The 22259-nt window shown below is 72.6% G+C and carries 17 protein-coding genes; 7 read left to right on the plus strand and 10 right to left on the minus strand.

What is annotated here, in order from left to right; genetic code table 11:
* Positions 1–86 precede the first annotated feature (86 nt).
* From EDD29_RS14240 to EDD29_RS14270, 7 genes are all read left to right on the plus strand, one after another.
* Positions 87–2696 carry a DUF6493 family protein gene (locus EDD29_RS14240; protein ID WP_148085953.1) on the plus strand — a complete coding sequence of 870 codons (2610 nt, stop codon included), beginning with the start codon at positions 87–89 and terminating at the stop codon, positions 2694–2696.
* A 305-nt stretch (positions 2697–3001) separates the two neighbouring features.
* Positions 3002–3745 carry a GntR family transcriptional regulator gene (locus EDD29_RS14245; RefSeq protein WP_246052761.1) on the plus strand — a complete coding sequence of 248 codons (744 nt, stop codon included), beginning with the start codon at positions 3002–3004 and terminating at the stop codon, positions 3743–3745.
* Positions 3745–3972 (plus strand): 4Fe-4S dicluster domain-containing protein, encoded by a 228-nt coding sequence (locus EDD29_RS14250; RefSeq protein WP_123664866.1) that lies wholly within the window; start codon positions 3745–3747, stop codon positions 3970–3972. Before EDD29_RS14245 ends, EDD29_RS14250 begins: the two co-directional genes overlap by 1 nt.
* An 8-nt stretch (positions 3973–3980) precedes the next feature.
* A complete protein-coding gene (locus EDD29_RS14255; RefSeq protein WP_123664867.1) occupies positions 3981–5345 on the plus strand; it encodes an ABC transporter substrate-binding protein in 1365 nt (454 codons plus the stop codon).
* Entirely contained in the window at positions 5342–6106 is a 765-nt protein-coding gene (locus EDD29_RS14260; protein ID WP_123664868.1) for an ABC transporter permease, read from the plus strand. The genes EDD29_RS14255 and EDD29_RS14260 overlap by 4 nt, the downstream gene beginning before the upstream one ends.
* The gene (locus EDD29_RS14265; protein WP_123664869.1) at positions 6103–6834 is read left to right on the plus strand and encodes an ABC transporter ATP-binding protein; all 732 of its coding nucleotides are present in this window, start codon (positions 6103–6105) and stop codon (positions 6832–6834) included. The genes EDD29_RS14260 and EDD29_RS14265 overlap by 4 nt, the downstream gene beginning before the upstream one ends.
* Complete coding sequence (locus EDD29_RS14270) at positions 6834–9503, plus strand: fumarate reductase/succinate dehydrogenase flavoprotein subunit (protein WP_123664870.1); 2670 nt, start codon at positions 6834–6836, stop codon at positions 9501–9503. Before EDD29_RS14265 ends, EDD29_RS14270 begins: the two co-directional genes overlap by 1 nt.
* Positions 9504–9605: 102 nt before the next feature.
* Here EDD29_RS14270 and EDD29_RS14275 read toward each other — a convergent pair whose 3' ends face one another.
* The 10 genes from EDD29_RS14275 to EDD29_RS14315 form a co-directional block, all read right to left on the minus strand.
* Positions 9606–10793 (minus strand): MFS transporter, encoded by a 1188-nt coding sequence (locus EDD29_RS14275; RefSeq protein WP_123664871.1) that lies wholly within the window; start codon positions 10791–10793, stop codon positions 9606–9608.
* Between the two features lie 428 nt (positions 10794–11221).
* Positions 11222–11368 (minus strand): hypothetical protein, encoded by a 147-nt coding sequence (locus EDD29_RS45430; protein ID WP_170201397.1) that lies wholly within the window; start codon positions 11366–11368, stop codon positions 11222–11224.
* Between the two features lie 12 nt (positions 11369–11380).
* Entirely contained in the window at positions 11381–12256 is an 876-nt protein-coding gene (locus EDD29_RS14280; protein ID WP_123664872.1) for an alpha/beta fold hydrolase, read from the minus strand.
* A gap of 91 nt (positions 12257–12347) precedes the next feature.
* Positions 12348–13082: a respiratory nitrate reductase subunit gamma gene (gene narI, locus EDD29_RS14285; protein WP_123664873.1), complete on the minus strand. Its 735-nt coding sequence runs from the start codon at positions 13080–13082 to the stop codon at positions 12348–12350.
* The gene (gene narJ / locus EDD29_RS14290; RefSeq protein ID WP_123664874.1) at positions 13079–13741 is read right to left on the minus strand and encodes a nitrate reductase molybdenum cofactor assembly chaperone; all 663 of its coding nucleotides are present in this window, start codon (positions 13739–13741) and stop codon (positions 13079–13081) included. Before narJ ends, narI begins: the two co-directional genes overlap by 4 nt.
* Entirely contained in the window at positions 13738–15396 is a 1659-nt protein-coding gene (gene narH, locus EDD29_RS14295; RefSeq protein WP_123664875.1) for a nitrate reductase subunit beta, read from the minus strand. Before narH ends, narJ begins: the two co-directional genes overlap by 4 nt.
* The gene (locus EDD29_RS14300) at positions 15396–19082 is read right to left on the minus strand and encodes a nitrate reductase subunit alpha (RefSeq protein WP_211359714.1); all 3687 of its coding nucleotides are present in this window, start codon (positions 19080–19082) and stop codon (positions 15396–15398) included. The genes narH and EDD29_RS14300 overlap by 1 nt, the downstream gene beginning before the upstream one ends.
* Complete coding sequence (locus EDD29_RS14305) at positions 19072–20253, minus strand: MFS transporter (protein WP_123664876.1); 1182 nt, start codon at positions 20251–20253, stop codon at positions 19072–19074. The genes EDD29_RS14300 and EDD29_RS14305 overlap by 11 nt, the downstream gene beginning before the upstream one ends.
* Positions 20254–20570: 317 nt before the next feature.
* Positions 20571–21323 (minus strand): peptidoglycan recognition protein family protein, encoded by a 753-nt coding sequence (locus tag EDD29_RS14310; RefSeq protein ID WP_170201398.1) that lies wholly within the window; start codon positions 21321–21323, stop codon positions 20571–20573.
* A 109-nt stretch (positions 21324–21432) separates the two neighbouring features.
* Positions 21433–22194 (minus strand): alpha/beta fold hydrolase, encoded by a 762-nt coding sequence (locus EDD29_RS14315; protein ID WP_170201399.1) that lies wholly within the window; start codon positions 22192–22194, stop codon positions 21433–21435.
* Between the last annotated feature and the right edge of the window lie 65 nt (positions 22195–22259).

The following is a 22259-nucleotide window of genomic DNA, read 5'->3' on the forward strand; positions in this document are numbered from 1 at the left end:
CGCGCGAACTCTTCGCAGGCCACCACGAAGGGACCGGAGATCTTCCCGGCGCTGTTCTGTCGGTGCCGGGAGATAGCTTGCGGGCCGTGACGGATCAGCGAGTGCCGATGGCCTGGGAGCGGGTCGAGAAGGCGATCAGGGCGGCGGACCCGGCGAGCACGGCCGCGGTCGTCGCCGGTCTCGACGCGGCGGATCGCAAGGAGGTCGGGGCAAGGCTGCCGGGGCTCTTGCGGGAACTCGCCAAGGACCCGTGGGGCTGCGACCGCAGTTCCGGCGCGTTGCGCGCGGCGGGCGCGGGATGTCTGGCCGGCGCCGCCGCCGCGGCCGCGTGGCTCCATCGCAGGGAGCTCCGGACGCCCATGTGGCGTGAGCCGGGCGAGGAGGAGGACACCTCACGGGCCGTCCTGTCTGTGCTGGAAGGCCGGCCGAGGGTCTGGCGGCTCGACCTCGCCGCGCGGCTCGCCGCCCGCCTGCGGCCGTCCGAACTCCAGAACTGGAACGCCGACCGGATCCCGTGGGAGGTCTCCGCCGGACTGCTCCGGGCCGAGGGCGAGCCGCCGCCCGCGACGGAGGCCTTCGCCGCCGGATGGCTGCGCTTCCGGGAAGCGGAACCGGCGGCGGCCGATCCGTTCTTCCCCGTGCTGGTGCCCGTCCTGTTCGCCGCGGACGCACTCGGTCCGATCCTCCTGGAAGACGCGCCCTTCGCGGACCCGGATCCCTTCGAGGAGAGCGCTTCACGCGGCCTCGCCGAGGAGATCGTCGCACTCGTCGCCCGCGAGGACCTGCTCGAAGGGTGCGTCCGCAGGCTCCTGCGCGGCGGCGAGGGACGGGCCGTCGCCTGGTACGTCGGTCTGCACGAGCGCCTCGCGCCCATCGCGGCGGAATCGGCCGGCCGCCTGCGCGACTACCTCCGGCTGCTGCCCGCCGCCGCCCTTCCCGTCGCCGAGGCCGCGTTCGCCCAGATCCGGGTGGTCGACGCCGCCGCGCCGCTCGCGGAGGAGGCGTTCGCGGAGGCCGCGGGCGCGCTGCTGTTCCGGCCGGAGCGCAAACTCCTCAGATCCACTCTCGGCTGGCTCGACAGGACCGCCGCCGGACGCGAGCGCGCGACCGTCGCGGCGGCCGTGGCCGCGTTCGCGATCGAGCACCCCGACACCCGCGAGCGGGCGGTGCGCCTCGTGCTGAAGCACAAGGACGCGGTCGATCCGCGTACCGCCCAGGAGGTCCGGGAGGCGTCCGCCGAACTGCCGGCCCCCCTGCGGGAGAAGGTGGCCGCGGCGTACGGAGGGGCCGCCGAGCCCGTCCGGGCCGAGGCGCCGGTCCTGTACCCGGTGGCGCCGCGCGAACTCGACCCGCCGATCGCCTCGCCCGCCGGCCTCCTCCCCGAGCTGATCGCCTACCTGCACGAGTCCGACGACGTGGGTCCCTGGCCGGAGGCCGAGCGCCTGATCGCGGGGCTGGTGGCGCACGGCGGAGGCGTCTTCCGTGAGGTGCGCGCCTATGCGGAGAAGGAGAGGCCCTGGCTGCTGCGCAAGGACGCCCACGGCCACATGGAGGGCGTCGAACTCGTCTTCAACGCGCTCGTGCGGGACCGGCCGCGCGGCACCCTGGACGACGAGCTCCGCACCCGTCTCGCGAAGGCGGGACGGGCGTCCTCCAGTCCCGCCCCCGCGAGGTTCCTGCGCCGGCGGTTCCTGGAGGCCGCCCTGCACCTGGGCGACCCGGTCCTGCTGGCCACCCCGACGAGCTCGACGGGCCACGTCGATCCCGAGGTGTTCGCCGCCAGGCTGCGCGCCCTGGAGGAGGCGGGCGCGGAGCCCGGTCCGGTCGACCTGGCCCAGGGGCTGCTGCGCCTGCCACGCGGGACGGGCCCGCTGCCCGCGCTCGCCGGGCTGGGCTCGCCCGCGGCGAAGACCGCTCGCGCCTGGCTCGCCGCCGACGGCCTGCCCGACCCGGACACCGCGTTCGCCTCCGCCGTCGCCGAACGCCTGGACGGGTTCGTGACGCGGTCCTCACCGCGCTTCCCGGCGGCCCTGCGATACCCCGAGCCGCCGGAACCGCTCGCTGAGGCGGCCCCGCTGCTGGAGGCCAAGCCCTGGTTCTTCGAGTTCCAGGCGACGGCCACCTGGTGGCCGTCGCTGCTGCCCTCGCACCGGGAGCTGACCGCCGCGCACCTCCTCGGCCAGCTCAGGAACTGGCCCGAGCGGCGGCTCGGCCAGGGCACCGCCGCCCTCGGCCTCGCCGACGCGACGGGCCCCACGGGCCGGGCGACCGCCGCCGTCCTGCTGTTCGCCCTGTCGTCCCAGCACGCCCCGGAACGCGCCGGGGCCCTCGACGCCGTCATCTCGTTCGCCGCCCAGGACGCCCTGCCCGCCGCCGACCTGGGCGCCCAGCTCGGTATGTTCGCCGAGTCCGGTGACATCGTCCTGTCCCGTGTGGTCCGGGGCCTCTCCGAAGCCGCCCGCGCGGGCGTCCCCCTGTGGCCTCTCTTCGCCGAGGCGGTCCCGGCCCTTCTCCCCGCCGCCGGCACATCCCCGGCCCGCGGCCTGAACGACCTCCTGTCCCTCGCCACCCGCACCGCGGAGACCCACGGCATCCGCACTCCCCTCCCCGCCCTCACCACCTGGACCCCCACCTCCCGAACCTCCCGCACCGCCAAGGAGGCCGCCACCCTCCACGCCACCCTCACCGCCCCCTGACTCCCGCGCACCCACGCTCACCGTCTGGGAAGCCGCCGCCCTTCTCACCGCGCGTCACCGCCCCTGACCCTCATCGCGCCCACGGCGTAGCCGGGCGGCCGTTTCATGGGAGGCGCCCGCGCCATCTCCGCCCGCGCGGCCATGGGAGGTGGTGGCGCTGAGGACGGTGATCGGCGGCCTTCGACGCTGGGGAGGGGTGGCGGAAGTGGGGGACTTTCGGGTGTCGGCGCAGGCTCGGGCGGTGGCTGGGGTGGCGTGACCTACGCGTTATCTAAGTTTCCCTACCTGGTCTGTAGGTTATGGGCGTGACCAGCGCACTTGATCTGAATGACGCACGGCGGCTGCGGTCGGACCGGGCCCGGCAGGTGGCCGATCTGCTCCGGTGCCAGATTCAGCGCGGCGCCTTCGAGAGCGGGGTGCTGCCGAAGGAGGAGCGGATCGTCGCCGAGTTCGGCACGACCCGCAACGCCGTCCGCGACGCCCTCGACCTGCTGCGCGCCGAAGGGCTCGTGGAGAGGCTGCCCGGGGTCGGCACGCTCGTGACCGCCGTCAAGGTCCCGCACGGGCTGCACCGGCTGCTCGGCCTCAACGAGACCCTGCACGAGCACGGCGACATCGTCAACGAGCTGCGGGCGGGCGGCCGCATCACCCCGCCCGCCGCGATCAGCGCGCGGCTCGGCCTGCCCGAGGGCGAACCCGTCGTCTACATCGAGCGGCTCCGCAGGCTGGGCGGAGTCCCGCTCAGCCTCGACCAGACCTACCTGGAGCCCGAGCTGGGCACCTCGCTGCTGGCGCAGGACCTCGAACACGAGGACGTCTTCGTGCTCATCGAGCGCCTGTCCGGCCCCCTCGGCCGCGCCGACCTCACCATCGAGGCCGTCAACGCCGACCCCCATTCCGCGGCGGTCCTGGAGGCGCCGCGCGGCGCGGCGCTCCTCCTGGCCGAGCGGCTCACCCATCTCGCCGACGGCCGGCCGGTCGACCTCGAGTTCATCCGCTTCCGCGGCGACCGGCTGACCATGCGCGGCACCCTTCACCGGAGCCTCTGATGCCCCTCGTCCCGCACCGCCAGGACGTCCCCGTCACCATCGACGCGAGCCTCTGCATCGAGGGCTGCACCCTCTGCATCGATGTCTGCCCCCTCGACTCCCTCGCCCTCGACCCGGAGACCGGCAAGGCCCACATGTACGTGGACGAGTGCTGGTACTGCGGCCCGTGCGCCGACCGCTGCCCGACGGGCGCCGTCACCGTCGACATCCCCTACCTCCTGCGCTAGGCGGACCCATGAAGAACAGATCCCTGCTCACCCTGCTGATCGCGCCCGTGCTCGCCGCCTGCACCGTCGCCGGGAACGCCGCCGACGACGACGGCAGGATCGAGGTCGTCGTCGGCTACCAGTCCAAGACGATCAACACGGTCACCGCCGGGACGCTGCTGCGCTCCCTCGGCTACTTCGAGAAGAACCTCGGCGACGAGTACCGGGTCGTCTGGCAGGACTACGAGTCCGGCGCCCCGATCACCGCCGAGATGCTCGCCGGGAAGATCGACATCGGCTCCATGGGCGACTACCCGCTGCTCATCAACGGCTCCCGCGCCCAGGCCCAGGGCGGCGACGCGCGCACCGAGCTGGTCTCCATCACCGGCTACAACCTGCGGGGCGCGCTCAACGGCGTCGTGGTGGCCGAGGACTCGGACGCCGGGACCCTCGCCGACCTCAAGGGCGGGACGGTGTCGGCGAGCGTCGGCTCGGCCGGGCACGGCACCCTCGTGCAGGCGCTCGGCCGGATCGGCCTGGACCCGGCCGAGGACGTGAAGATCGAGAACCAGCAGCCGTCCGTCGGCGCCTCCTCGCTCCAGTCCGGCGGCGCGGCGGCGCTCGCCCAGTTCGTCGCCTGGCCGGGGCAGCTGGTCCAGGCCGGGCAGGCCAGGCTCCTGTACGACGGCGGCGCCCTCGACGTCCCGACGTTCCACGGCGTCGTCGTCCGGAAGGGCTTCGCCGACGTCGAGGGCGACGTCCTCCAGGCCTTCCTCAAGGCCCAGATCGAGGCGACGACCTACCTTCACGAGCACCCGCTGGACGCGGCCGAGTCCGTCGCGAAGGAGACGGGACTGGCCCCCGAGACCGTCTACCTTTACAACGGGGCCAACGGGATCGCCACCTTCGACGTCACCGTCAAGCCGGAGCTGCGCGCGGCGTTCGAGCAGGACGTGCCGTTCCTGAAGTCCATCGGCGTGCTGGAGCAGCCCCTGGACGTCGCGGCCTTCTTCGACGACTCCCACCTGCGCGAGGCCTACGGTCCGTCCTACGACGCCGACACCGGGAAGAAGGCCAATGGCGCCGCCCTGCCCGGCGACCCCCTGAAGGCGGGCGAGGTCTGGCTCGACGGAGAGACGGCCACCCATCCCGTCGCCGATCCCGCGGCTCTGCTCAGGTTCGTCCGGGAAGCGGGGGAGAAGGGGCAGAAGGTCCGCGCCGCCTACGTGCCCGACGCGCGGACCGGCACCCGCTGGTACGCCGACCACAGCGTCTGGCTCCGCGACGGCGACGCCCTGCTGCCGTTCGCGACCCGAGAGAACGCCGCCGCCTACCGCGAGGACCACGCCGGAACCCAGGAGGTCTCCTACGAGGCGGCGGTGAAGGCCGCATGAGGATCCTGCTGCGGACGGTGTCCCCGCTGGCCTTCCTCGCCCTGTGGCACCTGCTGACCGCCCACGATGTCGTGTTCCTCCTGCGCTTCGACCGCTTCCCCGGCCCCGCCGACGTCCTCGCCGAGTTCGGCCGCCAGCTGGGCACCGGGGTCTACTACCAGGACCTCGCGCAGAGCCTGGTCCGGATCCTCACCGGCTTCGCGCTCGCCGCGGTGCTCGGCGGACTGCTCGGCACGGTCGTCGCCCGGTCCCGCCGGGCCGGGGACCTGCTGCTGCCGCTGGTCGAGTTGGCCCGGCCGATTCCCGCGATCGCGCTCGTGCCCATCGCGATCCTGCTGTTCCCGGCGAACGAGCAGGGCATCGTGTTCATCACCTTCGCCGCCGCCTTCTTCCCGATCATGGTCTCGACCCGGCATGCGGTCCGCGCGCTGCCGACGGTCTGGGAGGAGGCGGTGCGCACCCTCGGTGGCGGGCCGCTCCGGATCCTGCGCAGCGTCCTGCTGCCGGGCATCCTCCCCGGTGTGTTCGGCGGGCTGTCGGTCGGCATGGGCGTCGCCTGGATCTGCCTGATCTCCGCCGAGATGATCTCCGGCCAGTTCGGCGTCGGATACCGGACGTGGTCGGCCTACACCGTCGTGGACTACCCGGGCGTCATCGTCGGCATCATCACCATCGGCCTGCTCGGCTTCCTCACCTCGGCGGCCGTCGAGGTGCTCGGCCGCCGCGCCACGCGCTGGCTGCCCGCGGAGGCACGCCGATGACGGGTCTCGCGCTCCACCTCGAAGACGTCACGGTGACCTACGGCGGCAAGGCCGTCCTCACCGGCCTCGATCTCGACGTAGCCCCCGGCGAGATCCTCGCCGTCACCGGCGCGTCGGGCTGCGGGAAGTCCACGCTGCTGCGGGTGCTCGCCGGGCTGCTGCCCGTCGCGGCCGGCACCGTGCGCGCCGACGGCGAGCCCGTGCGCGGCACCTCCCCGGACCGGGCGCTGATGTTCCAGGACGACGCGCTGCTGCCCTGGCGCACGGCGCGCGCCAACGTCGCGCTTCCCCTGGCCATCCGCGGCGTCCCGCGCGCCGAGCGGGCCGTCCGCGCCGACGCCTGGCTCGCCCGGGTCGGCCTCGCCGGGCTGGAGCGGCGGTTGCCGCGCGACCTGTCCGGCGGGCAGCGCCAGCGCGTCCAGCTCGCCCGCACGCTCGCCGGGGCGCCGCGCACCGTCCTCATGGACGAGCCGTTCGGCGCGCTGGACGCGCAGACCCGGCACGGCATGCAGCGGCTGCTCGCCGAGGTGTGGGATACGGGCACGACGGTCGTGCTCGTCACCCACGACGTGGACGAGGCGCTGCTGCTCGGCGACCGCGTCGCCGTCCTCGGCGAGGGCGGCCTCACCGAGCTCGTCGAGGTCGCCCGCCCCCGCACCGTAGTCGACCCCTCGCTCCGCGCGCGCGTCCTCGCCGCGCTGGGCGCCCCCACCCTGGAGACCACCTGATGGACACCGCCCCGCTCACGATCCCCCCGCTCAGCGAGCGGACCGAACTGACCTGCGACGTGCTCGTCGTCGGCGGAGGCACCGCCGGGACCATGGCCGCGATCGCCGCCGCCGAGAACGGCGCGCGCGTGCTGCTGCTGGAGAAGGCCCACGTCCGGCATTCAGGGGCGCTCGCGATGGGCATGGACGGCGTCAACAACGCCGTCATTCCCGGCATCGCCGACCCCGAGGACTACGTCGCGGAGATCACCCGCGCCAACGACGGGATCGTGAACCAGCGGACGGTCCACCAGACCGCCACCCGGGGCTACGCCATGGTCAAGCGGCTGGAGGGCTACGGCGTCAAGTTCGAGAAGGACGAGCACGGCCAGTACGCGGTCCGGCGGGTGCACAGGTCGGGCGCGTACGTGCTGCCGATGCCCGAGGGCAAGGACGTGAAGAAGGTCCTCTACCGGGTGCTGCGCCGGAGGGACATGCGCGAACGCATCCGCATAGAGAACCGGGTGATGCCCGTCCGCGTACTGACCTCGGAAGGGCGGGCCGTAGGGGCGGCGGGATTCAACACCCGTACGGGCGAGTTCGTCGTGGTGCGCGCCGGAGCCGTCATCCTCGCGACGGGCCCTTGCGGACGTCTCGGGCTGCCCGCCTCCGGCTACCTGTACGGCACCTACGAGAACCCCGCCAACGCGGGCGACGGGTATGCGATGGCCTACCACGCGGGCGCGGAACTGAGCGGTCTGGAGTGCTTCCAGATCAACCCGCTCATCAAGGACTACAACGGCCCTGCCTGCGCGTATGTCGCGAACCCCTTCGGCGGCTACCAGGTGAACGCCGACGGCGACAGGTTCGTCGACTGCGACTACTGGTCCGGCCAGATGATGGCCGAGGTCAAGCGGGAGATCGACTCGGCGCGCGGCCCCATCTACCTCAAGACCACCCACCTGCCCGACGAGACCCTGACGGCGCTCGAAGGCATCCTGCACACCACCGAGCGGCCGACCCGGGGCACCTTCCACGCCGGACGCGGCCACGACTACCGGACCCACGACATCGAGATGCACATCTCGGAGATCGGCCTGTGCGGCGGGCATTCCGCGTCGGGTGTGTGGGTGGACGAGAACGCCCGCACGACGGTCCCCGGCCTCTACGCGGCGGGCGATCTGGCGTGCGTGCCGCACAACTACATGATCGGCGCGTTCGTCTTCGGCGAGCTGGCCGGGACCGACGCCGCCGCCTCCGCCCGGCCCGGTGAACCCGACGAGGCCCAGATCGCCGAGGCGCACGAGCTGGTCTACCGGCCGCTGCGCCATCCGGACGGGCCGCCGCAGCAGCAGGTCGAGTACAAGCTCCGGCGCTTCGTGAACGACTACGTCGCCCCGCCCAAGACCGGGACAAGGCTGGAGCTCGCCCTTGAGGCGTTCACCCGGATGTCCGGGGAGATCGCCGGGATGGGCGGCCGGACCCCGCACGAGCTGATGCGCTGCGTCGAGGTCTCCTTCATCCGGGACTGCGCCGAACTCGCCGCGCGCTCCTCCCTGGTGCGGACGGAGAGCCGCTGGGGCCTCTACCACGACCGCGCCGACCTGCCGGGACGCGACGACGACGCCTGGTTCGCGCATCTGAACGTCCGGCGGGCGCCCGACGGGCGGATGGAGTTCGTCCGGGTCCCGGTCGCCGACTACCTCGTCGACGTGGACGGCTTCACCGTGCCGAGCGGCGGGGCCAGGACGGTGCTGGAGCGCTTCGCGCCGATGGAGTTCACCGCGTCCGGCCACGTCCCCTCGGGCGGGGGAGCCCCCGCGGCGGCCCGCTCGCCCCGCATCCTCGAACTCCTCGCCCTCGCCGAGACCGCCCCCGGCGTCGACGCTTTCGCGCCCTACCTGGCCGACCCCGATCCGAAGGTCCGGCGCGCCGCGGTCGCGACCCTTACCGAGACCGTCCCGGAAGGGTTCGCGCCGGTCCTCGCCGCGGCGCTGGACGACGCGCACGCCTCGGTCCGGCACGCGGCGGCCGCCGCGCTCCGGGAGCTGGTCGAGGTGGTTCCGCCAGGCCCCGGCCTGGCCGCCGCGCTGCGCGCCCCGCACGCCGATCCCGTCGCCCGCGCGGCCTGCCTCGACGTGCTGCGCGCGCTGCGCCTCGGCGACACCGCCCTGTTCGCGGACGCGCTGGCCGACCCCGACCAGCGGGTCCGCCTCCAGGCGGTGCGCGGCCTCGTCTCGCTCGACGCGGCGGACGGCGTCGCCAGGGCCGCCGCGGACCAGTCCCGGGAGGTCCGCATCGCGGTCGCCGCCGGACTGGGGCAGCTCGCCGCCCCCGAAGGCCCGGAGGCGCTGGGCGCCCTGGCCGCCGACCCCGATCCGCTCGTCCGTGCCGCGGCCTTGAAGGCGTTCGCCGGATATGACGGCGCCCCCGGGATCTCCGTCGCGGCCCTGGCCGACCCGTCCTGGGAGGTCCGTGCCGGAGCCGCCGCCGCCCTGGCCGTCGCCTCGGCCCATGGCCGGGACCTCGCGCGCGCGCTTGCGGACCCGCACCTCGATGTCCGCAAGGCAGCGGTGATCGCGCTCTCCGCCCACCCCGCCGCCCCAGCCAGGGACGAGGTACTCACCGGGGCCCTCGCCGACCCCGACGCCGACGTCAGGGCCTACGCGCGAAGGGCCCTCGCCCCCTGACCCGCCGGGTCGGCCGCGGATCGGCTCGCCTCCGGCGGATCCGCCCGCCTCGGCCGGCTCCGGGACACGGGGTGACCCGCCTTCCCGGACGTGAGGCAGAGGCTAAAGGGCGGGTTGCCGGGCCGGGGCGGTGATCGGCGCGCGGTGCTGCCAGACGACCCCGGCGATGGCGAGGACCAGCAGGAACGGCACGATGAGGAAGGCCGGGTGCGGCCCGAACCCGTCGGCGAGCGCGCCGAGGACGAACGGGCCCGCGCCCACCCCGACGCCCGCGAACAGCGAGGCCCGCGCGTTGGCGAGGTCGGTCCGTCCCCCCGACGCCTCGCCGAGCATGGCCACGCACATCGGGAAGTGCAGCGAGACCCCGAGTCCCGACAGCGCGAGCCCCGCGTACCCGAGGACGGGGTCGGTCGCCAGCCAGAACACCAGCCAGCCCGCCCCGGTGACGCCCAGCGCGCCGACCAGCAGGAAGGCGGGGGCGTACCGCAGCGCCAGCCGCGCGCCCGCGAACCGCCCGACGGCGAGCCCCGCGGTGAACGCGGTGAGCCCGGTCGCCGCGGCCTCCAGGGTGAGTCCGGTCCGTCGCGCGAACAGTTCGGCCCCCCACAGGTTGAAGCAGAACTCGACGGCCGCGACGCAGAGCAGCACCATGCCCATGATCTGGAAGCGCGCGCCGAGCGCGCCGCCGCTCCGGCCCGCGGTCTTCGCGGCGGGGCGCTCGCGCACCCAGCGCCGCCCGAGCACGAGCGCCAGCAGCACCGACGCGATCGGCGGCACGAGCAGGCCGGCCCGCCATCCGAAGGCGGACTGGGCGAGCACGCTGAGCAGGAAGGTCGAGCCGATCCCGATGGTGACCGCGACCGCGTTGGCCTCGCTGATGGCCGCCGCGCCGCGGCCCGCCCCGTGGTGCTCGGTGAGCGCGGCCATGCCCGCGTAGAGCACGAGGGAGCCCGCCGCGTTGGCGAGGCAGTAGCCCGCGAGGGTCACCGGGAGCAGCGGCAGCGCGGCGATCAGCAGCACCGCCGCGTTCATGATCGCGAGCCCGGTCCACACCACGCGGCGCCGCCCGAAGCGCCGGGTCAGCGGGCCGAGCGAAGCGCCGCACAGGATCGTGCCGACCGCGAGCGCGGTGCCGTGCAGCCCGGCGACGGCCTGGGACGCCCCCTGCTCGGCGCGCAGGATCGGCAGGGCCGCGCTCAGCCCGTACAGCATCGTGGCGTAGACGCCGACCTGCAGATATACCAGCCAGGTGGCGCCATCTCTGGTGAGCCCCCCGTTCGCTCCGCCCACCGAACCCCGCTTCTTGAAATGGCTACCGGGAAATAGTACCGGTTAGTTACTAATTCTCCTGGTGCGCAGTGATTCATTGGACCGTGCCAAAGGGCTGTGGTCAATGCCTTCGCCGTCCCGGCGACAGCACGTTCCGCGCTCTGATCGGCGAGCCCGGGGTCGCCGGGTGCGCATGGCCACGCTGTGTCGCAGGGCGAAGTGGCGAGGGGAAGGATCACGGGCCTGACGCGTCCGTCGACGGACACGGAGCCGGCCTCACCTGGCAGAGGGCCGCCGTCGGGCGTGTGATCCCGGCCTGCGCGCGTGTGCGGTGGCCCGGGCGGATCCTGCTCTGCCCGCACTACCCGGCGGCCGTGCTCACCTGCGGGGGCGTCAGGTAGGGCGCCCGGGCCGCCGTGGAGGTGGCCAGGGAGCCGGGCTGAGGGGCGTCAGCCGTACCAGCGGACGACCCACTCGCGGTCCAGCTCGACCTGGTCGGGCAGGGGCTCGCCGTGCTCGAGGACGGGCTGGGCGGCGACCATGTCCTCAGGCCGGACGCGATCGGGGAGTCTGGTGAAACGCGCGTCGTCGCTCATGCCCTCAGGATGTCACCCGAGCATCCGGGTGGCCAGAGCCACGACGGCCTGGGTGAAGGTGTAATTGTCCGAGCCCGCGGCGGTGTGCCCGGCGTCGGAGAGCTCCACCACCTCGGCCTGCGGGGCGATCTCGCGGAAGCGGGCGAGCGCCTCCTCGCCGACCACGTCCGACAGCGCGCCCCGGATGACGGCGAGCGGCACGGTCAGGTCGCGGGCGGCCCGGTCCATGTCGGCGACGTAGCGCTGGTAGGACTGGATGTCGCCGTCGTGCGGGGTGAGGAACGCCGGGTCCCAGTGCCAGTACCAGCGGCCGTTCTCGCGCTGGCGGAGGTTGCGGCGCAGGCCGTTGGCGCTCTTGGGCCGCTCCTGGTGCGGCAGGTAGGCCGAGACGGCGTCGGCCGCCTCCTCCAGGCTGGCGAAGCCGTCCGGGCTGCTGCTCATGAACGCCACGACCCGCTCGCCGCCCGCGTTGTCGAACCCCGGCACGATGTCCACCAGGACGAGGCCGGCCGCGCCCTCGGCGCCTAGCCTGTCGGCCAGCATCAGGCCGGTCAGCCCGCCCATGGAGGCGCCGACGACGACCGGGCGGCCCGGCACCGTCTGGAGCACCCGCTCGACGTCCTCGACCATGGAGACGCCCCGGTAGTCGCCGTCGGCGACCCATTCGCTGTCACCGTGGCCGCGTGCGTCGAGGGCCAGCGCCCGGACGCCCTCGGCGGCCAGGGCGGCGCCCGCGCGGCGCCAGGAGTGCCGGGTCTGGCCGCCGCCGTGCAGCAGTACCACCAGCGGACCGTCCTCGGGCCCCCAGAGATCGCCGACGAGCGTGTTGCCCGTCGCGCCGGGGAACCGCAGCGTGCGCGGGGAACGTTCCGTTTCGACGATGGCCATGGCCGTCACCTCCGGGGGGAAGGGGCACCGGGGTGCCCGCACGCGCCAACCGGTGTGAGCTGGCGCACATTATGAGACCGTTGTACTCAAATCATACCCGCGGACTCTTCCCGGGTTGGCGGGAAGGCGTCCATCCGCGCGGCGCGGGCCGGGGCGTCCGTGAACGGTAGACGATGTACGGCCTGGTCAGGTACCCGACCGGGGCCGTCAGCACATGGACGAGGCGGGTGAACGGCCAGATGACGAACAGGGTGATCGCGCTCAGTGCGTGCGCCTGGTAGAGCACGGGGACGCCGGACATCAGATCGGGGTCGGGTCGCAGCAGGAAGATCGACCGGAACCAGGGCGAGACGGTGTGCCGGTAGTCGTAGCCGCCGACCGCGACGTTGGCCAGCGCGGTCGCGGCGAGGCCGAGCAGGATCGTCACGGCCAGGACGAGGTACATGAGCTTGTCGTTCCAGGTCGTGGCGATGAAGACCGGCCCGACGGTCCGCCGCCGGTAGATCAGGATCGCCATCCCGCAGACGGTGAGCACTCCGGCGACGGCCCCGAGGACGATCGCGATCCAGTGGTAGGCGGTCTCGCTCAGGCCGATCGCGTCGGTCCAGGACTCGGGGATGAGCAGGCCGCCGACGTGGCCGAGGAAGACGAAGATGATCCCGAAGTGGAACATCGGGCTGCCCCAGCGCAGGAGGCGCCGCTCGTACAGCTCCGACGAGCGGGTCGTCCAGCCGAACTTGTCGTACCGGTAGCGCCAGAGGTGCCCGAGGACGAAGACGAGGATGGCGACGTAGGGCAGGACCGCCCAGAGCAGGATCGAGGTCACGGGCGGGCTCCTGTTGAGGCGGGTGCTGAGACGGGCTCGGCGTAGGCCGCGGCGTCCGGGCCGTATCCCGGGAGGCCGACCTCTTCTTCCGGCGGCCCCTCTGCGGCGAGCCTGAGGACCGCGTCGGCGGCCCTGCCCGTCAGCGGAGGCAGGGTCGCGTGGACGCCGTCGAGGACGTGCGCCCAGGGCGAGGCGGACTCCTTGAGGGAGCGCCGCAGCAGCTCCAGCCCCGCGCGGTGCTCGACGAGCAGGTTCCGGCCCGCCCCGTCGAAGGCCGCGAACTCCAGCACGACGGGCAGGTGGTCGGCGATCTCCTCGCCGGTGAGGACGAGTCCGGCGGCCCGGTAGGCCCGCTGGAACCGCAGCAGGGCCATCCCGCGCTTCCGGGTGTCACCGTAGGCGTAGTAGGTGAGGTACAGGCAGCCGCGCTTGCGGTGGTCGAAGGTGTCCACATAGGCGACGGTCAGGTCCTGCGGCCTGGTCGCGGCGACGTGGTCGAGGAACCGCCCGAACGGCTCGGCGATGGGGCGCGGCAGGCCCGCGAGGACGTCGCGCAGCTCGGGCACGAGCGCGTGCAGCTCGTCGGGGTACCGCAGCAGCACCGACGCCGTCTGCCAGGCCGCCGCGGCCTCGGCGGGGGCCGGGCCCCGGGGCCTCACGCCTCGTCCTTGCGCTCGGGGAACATGCCCGTCGGCGTGCCCTTGCCGTCCCAGTTGAGCAGGTTGACCCGGGTCGCCCGGTCGAACGAGCCCGTGGGCGCGTCGCTGGTCTGCCGGTCCTTCAGGACCTGGAAGTTCTCGACGGCGACCGGCACCGGCGCGCCCGAGGCCTCCCCGAACGGGCCCGAGCCGCCCATGCCGGGCCCGCCCTCGTAGTTCAGGGAGCAGTCCGTGGCCAGCTCCTCCAGGTGGTGCGCCTGCTCGGCGTGCGCGGCGGGGATGACGTAGCGCTCGTCGTACTTGGCGAGCGCGAGCAGCCGGAACATCTCGTACATCTGCTCCGGCGCCATGCCGACGCGCTGCGGAATGCCCGCGTCGGGCGCACGGCCGAGGTTGATGTCGCGCATGTACGCCCGCATCGCGGCGAGCCTGCGCAGCACGGCCTCCACGGGCGCGGGGTCGCCCGCGGTGAACAGTTCGGCGAGGTAGCCGATCGGGATGCGCAGCGCGTCGAGCGCGGCGAAGAGGTTCCCGGCGTCCTCGGCGTCGTGCCCGGTCTCGCGCACGACGTCCACGACGGGGGACAGCGGCGGGATGTACCAGACCATCGGCAGCGTCCGGTACTCCGGATGCAGTGGCAGCGCCACCTTGTAGGTGTTGATGAGCGCGTGCACGGGGGAGCGGCGGGCCGCCTCGATCCAGTCGTGCGGGATGCCCGCCTCCTCCGCGGCCCGCTGGACGCCCGGGTCGTCGGGATCGAGGAACACGCTCCGCTGCGCCTCGTAGAGGTCGGTGTCCTCAGGCGTGCAGGCCGCTTCGAGCACCTTGTCGGCGTCGTACAGGACGAGGCCGATATAGCGGAGCCGTCCTACGCAGGTCTCGGAGCACACCGTAGGCAGGCCGACCTCTACGCGCGGGTAGCAGAAGGTGCACTTCTCGGCCTTGCCTGTGCGGTGGTTGAAGTACACCTTCTTGTACGGGCAGCCTGTGACGCACATGCGCCAGCCGCGGCACTTGTCCTGGTCGACCAGGACGATCCCGTCCTCTTCGCGCTTGTAGATCGCCCCGGACGGGCAGGACGCCGCGCAGCTCGGGTTCAGGCAGTGCTCGCAGATCCGCGGCAGGTAGAACATGAAGGTCTGCTCGAACTCCAGCTTCACCTGGTCGGAGATCTTCTCCAGCACGACGTCGCCGCGCGCGTGCTCCAGCGAGCCGCCGAGGTCGTCGTCCCAGTTGGCCGACCAGATGATCTTGGTGTTCTCGCCGGTGAGCAGCGACTTCGGCCGGGCGACCGGCATGTGCTCCTGGAGCGGCGCGTTCGTGAGCGTCGCGTAGTCGTAGGTCCAGGGCTCGTAGTAGTCCTGGATGCGGGGGAGCACGGGGTTGGCGAAGATGGTGAGCAGCTTCTTCAGCCGGCCGCCCGCCGTGAGGGTCAGCCTGCCGCGCTTGGTGAGCCGCCAGCCGCCGCGCCACCGGTCCTGGTCCTCGTACGTGCGCGGATAGCCGAGCCCCGGCCTGGTCTCGACGTTGTTGAACCAGACGTACTCGACACCTGTCCGGTTCGTCCAGGTCTGTTTACAGGTGACCGAGCAGGTGTGGCACCCGATGCACTTGTCTAGGTTCATCACCATCGCCATCTGGGCCATGATGCGCATCAGTAGGTGACCTCCTGGCTTCTGCGGCGGATTGTGGTGATCTCGTCCCGCTGGTTGCCTGTTGGGCCGAGGTAGTTGAAGGCGAACGCGAGTTGCGCGTACCCGCCGATGAGGTGGCTCGGCTTGATGAGGATCCGCGTCAGCGCGTTGTGCACGCCGCCGCGCTTCCCGGACGTCTCCGCCAGCGGCACGTCGATCAGCCGGTCCTGCGCGTGGTGCATGTAGACGGTGCCCTCGGGCATCCGGTGCGAGACGACCGCGCGGGCGACGACCACGCCGTTGGCGTTCACCGCCTCGATCCAGTCGTTGTCGCGGACCCCGACCTTCGCGGCGTCCTGAGGGCTCATCCAGATGTTCGGCCCGCCGCGCGACAGGGAGAGCATCAGGAGGTTGTCCTGGTATTCGGAGTGGATCGACCATTTGTTGTGCGGCGTGAGGTACCGGACGGTCACCCCCATGCCGCCGACCGACCCGATCTCGGGCTCGCCGCGCAGCCCCGCGACGTTCAGGGGCGGCCGGAACACCGGGAGCTGCTCGCCGATCTCGGCGATCCAGTCGTGGTCGAGGTAGAGGTGCTGGCGGCCGCTGAGCGTGTGCCAGGGCTTCAGCCGCTCGACGTTCACGGTGAACGGCGAGTACCTCCGGCCGCCCGACTCCGAGCCCGACCACTCCGGCGAGGTGATCACCGAGACGGGCCTGGCCTGGGTGTCGGCGAACGTGATCCGCTCGCCCTCCCGCTCCGCGGCGAGGTCGGCGAGCTGGACGCCGGTCCGCTTCTCCAGCTGGTGGAAGCCCTGGACGGCGAGGCGTCCGTTCGTCGTCCCGGAAAGGGCGAGGACCGCCTCGCACGCCTCGATCTCCGAGCGCAGCGAGGGTCGGCCGTCGGCGGGGCCGCCCCGGATCACCCCGTTCTTGGACCGCAGGTACTCGACCTCGCGCTCCGGGTGGAACACCACGCCCTTGGTGGCCGCGCCCAGTTCCTCCACCAGCGGGCCGAGCGCCGCCATCTTCGCGCCGACCGCGCCGTAGTCCCGCTCGATCACGCTGAGCTTCGGCATCGTCCTGCCCGGGACGGGCTCGCACTCCCCGGCCGCCCAGTCGCGGACCCTGCCGTGCGGAGTCGCCATCGCGTCCGGCGAGTCGTGCAGGAGCGGGGCGGCGACCACGTCCTCGCGGACGCCCAGGTGGCCTTCGGCGAGCCTGCTGAACTCGCGGGCGATCGTCTGGAAGGCCGACCAGTCCGTCCGGGTCTGCCAAGGCGGGGCGATCGCCGGATTGAAGGAGTGCACGAACGGGTGCATGTCGGTGGTGTTCAGGTCGTGCTTCTCGTACCAGGTCGCGGCGGGCAGGACCACGTCGGACAGCAGGGTCGTCGAGGTCATCCGGAAGTCGAGGGTGAGCAGCAGATCGAGCTTGCCGACCGGGGCGTCCTCCCGCCAGACGACGTCCTTCGGCCGGGCCTCGGGCGGCGCCTCCTCGGCCCGCAGCGCGTCGGCCGCGCCGAGCAGGTGCCGCAGGAAGTACTCGGTGCCCTTTCCGGACGAGCCGAAGAGGTTCGCCCGCCAGATCGAGAGCACCCTGGGGAAGTTCTCCGGGGCGTCGGGGTCCTGGCAGGCGAAGCCCAGCCTGCCCGCCTTCAGCTCGTCCACGACGTACTCGCCGACCTGTCGGCCCGACGCTCGGACGTCATCGGCCAGATCGAGCGGATTGCGGTTGAACGTCGGATAGGACGGCATCCAGCCGAGCCGTGCCGAAAGCGCGATCACGTCGGCGGTCGTCCGGCCCGCGAGGGTGCCGCCGGGCCTTGCCGCGGCGAGGGTGTCGGCGCCGAAGTCGTCGTAGCGGAACTGGTCGGCGTTGAGGTACCAGTAGGCCGTCTGCACCATCTGACGGGCGGGCCGCGACCAGTCGAGCGCGTTCGCGACCTGCGCCCAGCCGGTGATCGGCCTGACCTTCTCCTGCCCGACGTAGTGCGCCCACCCGCCCCCGTTGACGCCCTGGCAGCCGGTGAGCGTGGTGAGCATGAGGAAGGTGCGGTAGATGGTGTCGGAGTGGAACCAGTGGTTGGTGCCCGCGCCCATCACGATCATCGACCTGCCGCGGGACGCCTCGGCGTTGGCCGCGAACTCCCGGGCGATCCTGGCCGCCGCCTGCGCGGGGACGCCCGTGATGGGCTCCTGCCAGCCGGGCGTGTAGGGCACCGACGCGTCGGCGTAGTCGCGCGGCCAGAGGCCGGGAAGCCCGTCCCGGCCCACCCCGTACTGGGCGAGCAGCAGGTCGAACACGGTGGTCACCAGATGCCCGGCGACGGTCCTGGCCGGGACGCCGCGGCGCAGCTCACCGGGCTTGTCGAACCTGGCGAGGGTGATCTCGACGCCGTCGGAACCGTCGCCGAGGAGGGTGAGCACCGGCCGGGCGCCGCCGAGGTCGAGGTTCCAGCGGCCCTCGCCCTCCTCGCCGAACCGGAACCCCAGCGAGCCGTTCGGGACCAGCGGCGAGCCCGTCGCGGCGTCGAGGACGACCGTCTTGAAGGCGGCGTTCTCGCTCTGCGCCAGGTCGCCGGGCAGGTCGGCGGCGGTGAGGAACTTGCCGGGCCGGTACCCGCCGGTCCCGTCCTCGTCGAGCCGGACCAGGAACGGCAGATCGGTGTACTTGGTGACGTACTCCGTGAAGTACTCCACCTGGCGGTCGACGAAGAACTCCTTGAGCAGCACATGGCCCATCGCCATGCCGAGCGCGCCGTCCGTGCCGGGCGCGACCGCGAGCCACTCGTCGGCGAACTTCACGTTGTCGGCGTAGTCCGGTGAGACCGCGATGACCTTCTGGCCCCGGTAGCGCGCCTCCGCCATCCAGTGGGCGTCCGGCGTGCGCGTCACCGGGAGGTTCGAGCCCCACATGATGAGGTAGGAGGCGTCCCACCAGTCGCCGGACTCCGGCACGTCGGTCTGGTCGCCGAACACCTGCGGCGAGGCGACGGGCAGGTCGGCGTACCAGTCGTAGAACGACAGCATCGTGCCGCCGATCAGCGACATGAACCGGGCGCCGGACGCGTGCGAGACGATCGACATCGCGGGGATCGGCGAGAAACCGGCGATCCTGTCGGGGCCGAACTCCTTGATCGAGTGCACATGGGCGGCCGCGACGATCTCGACCGCCTCCTCCCAGGACGCCCGGACGAGACCGCCCTTGCCGCGGACCGATTTGTACCGCCGTGCGGCCTCCGGATCGGACACGATCGACGCCCAGGCCGTCACCGGGTCGCCGGTCGTGGCCTTCGCCTCGCGGTACAGGTCGAGCAGGACGCCCCGGACGTACGGGTAGCGCACCCGCGTCGGCGAGTAGGTGTACCAGGAGAACGCCGCGCCGCGCGGGCAGCCCCGCGGCTCGTACTCCGGCTTGTCCGGGCCCACCGACGGGTAGTCGGTCTGCTGGGTCTCCCAGGTGATGATCCCGTCCTTGACGTAGACCTTCCATGAGCAGGAGCCCGTGCAGTTCACCCCGTGCGTGGAGCGGACGATCTTGTCGTAGGACCAGCGGTCGCGGTAGAAGACGTCCGCGTCACGGCCGCCCTCCTTGCGCAGAGTCCGGAGGTCCCCGGAGACCTCGCCCTTGGTGAAGAACCTTCGAGTCCGTACGAGGACGTCGCTTACCGGCCCGTCCAGGCCCGCCTTCTCGTCAGCGGCCACCGGGGCTCCCTTCCGTACTTCGTCGGGCGACCGCCTTGGTGACGTACGTCGCGGTGAAGACGGTGGCCGCGGCGGCCACCAGGGCGAGCAGGACGAGACCGATCCCGTAGCCGCCCGTGGCCTCGTAGACCGCGCCCATCACCAGCGGCGGGACGAACCCGCCCAGACCGCCCGCCGCACCCACCACGCCCGTCACCCCGCCGACCTTCCCGGCCGGGGCGAGCAGCGCGACCAGCGCGAACACCGCGCCGCTGCCCGCGCCGAGCGCGGCCGCCATGAGCAGGAACGCGAACGTGCCGAGCGGCATCAGCGGCGGCGTGAACGCCTGGATCACCGCGCCGACCGCGACCGCCGCGAGCACCGCCGAGAGGACCTTGACGGCGCCGATCCGATCCGACATCCAGCCGCCGACCGGCCGCATGACGACCGCGAGGATGACGAACCCCGCCATCCGGTTCGAGGCGTCCGAAGGCGTCAGCCGGTAGGCGTTCTCCAGGTAGGTCGGCAGATAGACAGAGAACGCCACATAGCCGCCGAAGGCCACCGCGTACAGCGCCGACGCCTGCCAGGTGACGCCGAGCCTGCACGTCTCCTTGAGTCCGGCGAGTGCCGACCCCGACGGCACGGGCCGGGCCGGCGAGTCCCGCAGCACGAACCACGCCACCACCGCGTACACCGCGAGGACCGCGGCGACCAGCAGGAACGGCGCGGCGAGGCCCCACGCCTCGGCGAGCCGGACCGTGGTGAACGCGCTGATCGCGGTGCCGCCCATGCCCATGCCGAAGATGCCGATCGCGGTGCCGCGCCGCTCCGGCCGGTACCAGGCGTTGACGAACGGGACGCCGACCGCGAAGGCGGTGCCGCCGACACCGAGCAGGAACCCGAAGACCAGCAGGCCCGCGAGCGAGGAGTGGCCGAACCAGGCGAGGCACAGCACCGGGATGATCGTCACCGCCGACACCACGGTGAACATCGCCCGGCCGCCGTACCGGTCGGTGAGCAGCCCGACCGGGATCCGGCCGAGCGATCCGACGATCACCGGCACCGCCACCAGCAGCGACTGCTGGAACGGGCTCAGCCCCAGGTTCTCCTTGAACCGCGACGCGAGCGGGCTCAGCAGCGACCAAGCCCAGAAGTTCACCGCGAAGCCGATGGTCGCCAACGCCAGCATCGCCCCGGGCGAGCGCCGTCCCCCGGTCGGTCCCGCCGTACTTGCCGTACTCGCCGTACTCATCCGTTTCGGCCCTCCCGCTCCAGGCCGGTCATGCCCTTGAGCGGGTGGAACGGACGTGCCGCCGCAGAATCTTGGCCCGCGCGGGCGAAGATCTTGACCCCGGGCGGCGCGTCCCGCGCGGCGCGCAGGGCGGGCACGGGTAAGCGGCGGCCTGCCCTTCGCTACCGGACGCGGGTGGTCCGGCGGGCGTCAGCGGTGCGGGCGGGCGTGGAGCCGACCGGGCAGGGGAGCGCGGTGCCCCGGCGGTTCGGGCGTCAGGACACCGAGGCGCGGAGCAGGGTGAGAACCTGGTCGAGCTTGGCGTTGGTGGCGGCCAGCTCGCTCTCGAGGCCGGTGACCTGGCTCTGCAGGGCGCGGACCTTCTTGTCGACGTCGGTGAGGACGCTGCTGGGCTTCCAGGTCGGGTTCGACTTGGAACCGTCGGGGGCCGCCATGACGTCCTGCTCCCAGACGGCTTCGTAGATCTCCTTGGGCGACGGCATGTCGTCCTCCTCCTTGATGAGCTGCATGAACTTCGCCCAGGGGAACGGCCCGGCGACCTCGGGATCGCCGTGGTCGGACTGCCCGAACGCGTCGCTGACCGCGACATGCGAGCAGATGCCGCGCTTGCCCGCCCTGAGCTGCGCGGCGGTCACCCGGACGAGCGGCACGTCGTGCTTCGCCGCGAGTTCCCTGACGAGCTTCGCGGCGAGCACGAGCATCGCCTGGTGGGCCTCGTTGCTCCACCGCTTCGGCGATCCGGCCTGCGGGTCGCACAGCTCGATCCCGAGCGTTCCGGTGTTGGGCGGCGCGTGGTAGGCCACCACGTCGTCCTTGACACACTGGATGATCTCACCGGGATCCACCACGTAGTGGGCGCTGCCTCCGGCGGCTGAACTCTGAAAGTACTTCGCGACGTTCCGGGCACCGCCCCGCACACAGGGCGAAACCGTGGCATGGATGACGATCCGCTGGATCTTGCCCTGCTTGCCGCCATGCTTCAATGCCCCGATATAGGGATAGGCCACCCAAGCCCCCTCGGATCTTCGGCCGATCCCCGATCATAGGCACCTTAGCGCGTGCACCCTCGCCGATTCCGGCAAATAGCCACAGTCTCCTCACCTTCCCGTCACTTGGCTAGCGCGCCTCGGGGTGCCCGAGCGCCCCGCGTCCCAGCACTTCCGGCAGCGCCAGATCAACCCGGGTGAACGCGGCGAAGTGCCCGCAACCCGGGAGAACGGCGACGTCGCCGTGGGGGAGTACGTCGGCGGTGCGGCGGATCGTCGTCAGGTCGTCGTCGTGCTCGCCCGCCAGGAGCAGCACGGGATTCGGCGCCTTCGCCAGATCCGCCAGCGCGCTAGGACGCCGGGGCAACGCCTCGGCCAAGGCGGCGAGCGCAAGGGGATCGGCGGCCCGCATGGTCGCTGCCATCCATCCGGGCACGTCGCCCAGTTCCGGGATGAGCGGCGCCACGCCCCGGGCGCGAAGGGTCCGCGCCAGGTCGTCGTCCTCCTGCGAGGGGACGGCGTCGCCGTGCGCTCCCGTGGCGACGACCCTGTCCATCCGCGCCGGATGCCGTGCGAGCAGGTGCAGCGCCACGATCCCGCCCATCGAGGATCCCCACACCGACGCCTTCGCGATCCCGAGCGCGTCGAGCACCGCCAGCACGTCGTCTCCCTGCCGTGTCACGTCGTAGGCGCCGGGGTCGTGCGGCCTCCCGCTCTCCCCGTGCCCTCGCCCGTCGACGAGGACGAGCCGGAATCCCGCGAGCCCGGCGACATACCCGGCGTCCCGCCATGTGCTCCGATCCCCGAAGAACCCGTGCAGCAACACCACGGGCGGTCCTTCCCCGACCACCTCGAACCCGATCTGCACACCGTCGTCGCTCATCACCCGCATCCGGCCATCCTCCCGCGCGCCGCCCACCCCGGCACACGCCCCCGCAGATCTCCGGACCCCCGCTC

The organism is Actinocorallia herbida (assembly GCF_003751225.1).
In the GTDB taxonomy this organism is placed as follows: Bacteria; Actinomycetota; Actinomycetes; order Streptosporangiales; family Streptosporangiaceae; genus Actinocorallia; species Actinocorallia herbida.